Here is a 2684-nt window from a genome sequence, read left to right as displayed (position 1 = left end):
AAACCTGCGGTCAGCGACAACTGTGGAAGGGCCTGATCGAGGTGCCGGACCGGCCGTTTAAATATTGCCTCATCGTCTGGTCCGCGGACGAAGCCGCCGGGGCTCTTGTCCACTAAAGCGACTTGCGCTCGGAAGCGGCACTTGCGAAGCGCCGTGTTTCGCAAACCCTCCGCCGAATGACCGTTGCTAATAGAAATAAAACTCCCTATTCTTTGAGACGAGCCCCCTTTATTAGGTGAAGCCGTTTCGTTTTCCGCATCAATCGCTGGGTTTATCTAATGTTTAAGGGAACTGTATCGCGCCGGCTCTCGCTGACACCCGAGCATCTCAGTCGCGTCAACCGGGTGGTGGAGAAACCGGCCGGACCTACCGCAGCTCACCTGACCCCACTGACAGATGCCCAGATGTCGGAACTCGCCGCGAAGCTCGCCAGCAATTGCGGGGACGGGTCTCTGTGGCTTTTTGTTTATGGTTCGTTGCTTTGGAAACCAGCCTTCAAACACTTGGAGAGGCGGCGCGCAGTCGTGCACGGGTGGCGGCGTGCCTTCTGCCTCAACATCAAGAACTACCGAGCGACGCCGGACACACCGGGGCTCATGTTGGCGCTGGCGAGGGGAGGCTCATGTATTGGCGCGGTCTTTCGCTTGCCCGATGATGATCGTGAAGCCCAGATCCTAACACTATTGCAGCGCGAGATCGCCTATCTCGAAGATTTGCCAGCTCTGCGCTGGGTAAATGCGAGGTCTACCGAAGGCACGGTTCAAGCGCTTGCCTTCTACTGCGCGCATGCCGCTGACGCCGATTTCGTCTATCTTCCGGAAGATGAACAGGCACGACGACTTGCGACCGCGGTGGGTTATGTGGGCAGCTGTGCCGAGTATCTCTACAACACCGTCGTTCACTTCGAGGAAATGGGCATAAGGGATTCCTATCTCTGGAGGATGCAGGCCATGGTCGCGAAGGAAATCGACGATGCATTCGCCGATCAGATGCTCAACGCTATGTCACCGCCAAACGGCGATAGTACTGCCTGAATCGTCCACTTTGGCACATCAAGCAGCCGTTAAGAGTACCACAACCTTCGCGTCCGCTCCGGGCTCGGAGCAGTCGTTCGCTGCACGGATAACGAAGGGCGGCTCAGCGGACGAAGCGGCCAAGTTCGCTTGCGATTTTGTCGGAGAGCCGGTCACCGTACATGCTCGGTGTAAACGACGAGGTGGCGGAGTTCAGCATGGACGTACTCAGAACACCGGACGACCGATTTGCAGACCTGTCGGGCTACGACTTCACCCCGAACTACGTGGACGACCTGAGAGGCTATGAGGGCCTCCGCGTGCACTACGTGAGTGTGGGATCTGATGATGCTGAGAAGGTATTCCTCTGCCTTCCCGGGGAGCCCACCTGGGCATATCTCTACCGGCGGATGGTGCCGGCCTTCGCAGAATCCGGAGCACGGGTCGTCGTCCCGGACTGGCTGGGCTTCGGAAGGTCCGACAAGCCCATCGATGATCACGTCTACAGTTTTGATTTCCATCGCAACATGATGCTCGCCTTTATCGAGAGGCTGGATCTGCAGAACGTAACCCTCGTGGTTCAGGATTGGGGCGGCATTTTGGGCCTTACCCTTCCGATGGACATGCAAAGTCGTTTTTCACGCCTGATCGTTATGAATACGGCTATCCCAGTGGGTGAAAGCCTCGGCGATGGCTTCCAAAGTTGGAAAGACTACGTGGCCAGCCGACCCGACATGGATTGCGGTGCCTTGATGCAGAGAGCCTGCCCGCATCTGAGCGGGGCGGAGGCGCAGGCTTACGAGGCACCGTTTCCCGACCAAAGGTACAAAGCCGGCGTCAGGCGTTTTCCGCAACTGGTCATGATCGAGCCGGGGATGAGCGGAATCGAAACTGCGAAACGCGCGCGACGATTCTGGAGCACTGAATGGACCGGCGAGAGTTTCATGGCGATCGGCGCTAAGGATCCCGTTCTCGGGCCACGAGTTATGACGATGCTGCGAGACACCATCAACGGCTGTCCGGAACCCTTAATCTTGGAAGATGCGGGTCACTTCGTACAGGAGTGGGGCGAGCCAGTAGCTCGCGCGGCGTTGGTACATTTCGGCGATTTGGCCTAGCCGACGCAATCACAGCGATCATGAGTCGCCGATCGCTTCACCTCGCTGAGTATCCGCTCCCGCACAGCGACCTCAGATGCCAACCGCCCGCACCAGAGGCAATCGTCCCGGTCGACCAAAGACCGGCGATCCACTAACTATGCAACCGGACCACTCGGAGGACCGCTCCTTTTCGGGCGACCGAACACGGCCGTCAACACCGGAAATGCAACCTCGAGGTTTGGAGCGGTACCGCCGATCCGGACTGGAGAACCGTGCCGCGGCGGCACGGCGCAGGGAGCGACCCATGTGCGAGAGACTTCGTGCGTTATCGCCAGTCCACCACGGCCCCGTCGACCCGGACCAGCACCGCCGACAGCGACCGACAATCACGGCCGCGGGCGGGGGGGCACTTATCGGACACAGTGCTTCCACGGTTGTCACCAACGCGATCGCCGCCTTGGAGGGCGGAGTTCAAGCGTTTGATATCGTTGTTTGATTTGGTTGCGGGGGCAGGATTTGAACCTGCGACCTTCAGGTTATGAGCCTGACGAGCTACCGGGCTGCTCCACCC

Annotated in this window: 2 protein-coding genes; both read left to right on the top strand. The window is 59.1% G+C overall.

Features of this window, described 5'->3' with window-relative positions; all coding sequences use genetic code 11:
- Window positions 1–404: 404 nt before the first annotated feature.
- Entirely contained in the window at window positions 405–1034 is a 630-nt protein-coding gene (locus M1105_RS20445; protein ID WP_249582220.1) for a gamma-glutamylcyclotransferase, read from the top strand.
- A 161-nt stretch (window positions 1035–1195) separates the two neighbouring features.
- Window positions 1196–2131, top strand: a complete 936-nt coding sequence (locus M1105_RS20440; RefSeq protein WP_249582219.1) for a haloalkane dehalogenase — start codon at window positions 1196–1198, stop codon at window positions 2129–2131.
- The last annotated feature ends 553 nt before the right edge of the window (window positions 2132–2684 follow it).

It is taken from the genome of Thermohalobaculum sediminis, assembly GCF_023487995.1.
Classification (GTDB): Bacteria; Pseudomonadota; Alphaproteobacteria; order Rhodobacterales; family Rhodobacteraceae; genus Thermohalobaculum; species Thermohalobaculum sediminis.
Note: the sequence above shows the minus strand (reverse complement) of the source record. Positions and strands in the feature narration are given on the sequence as shown.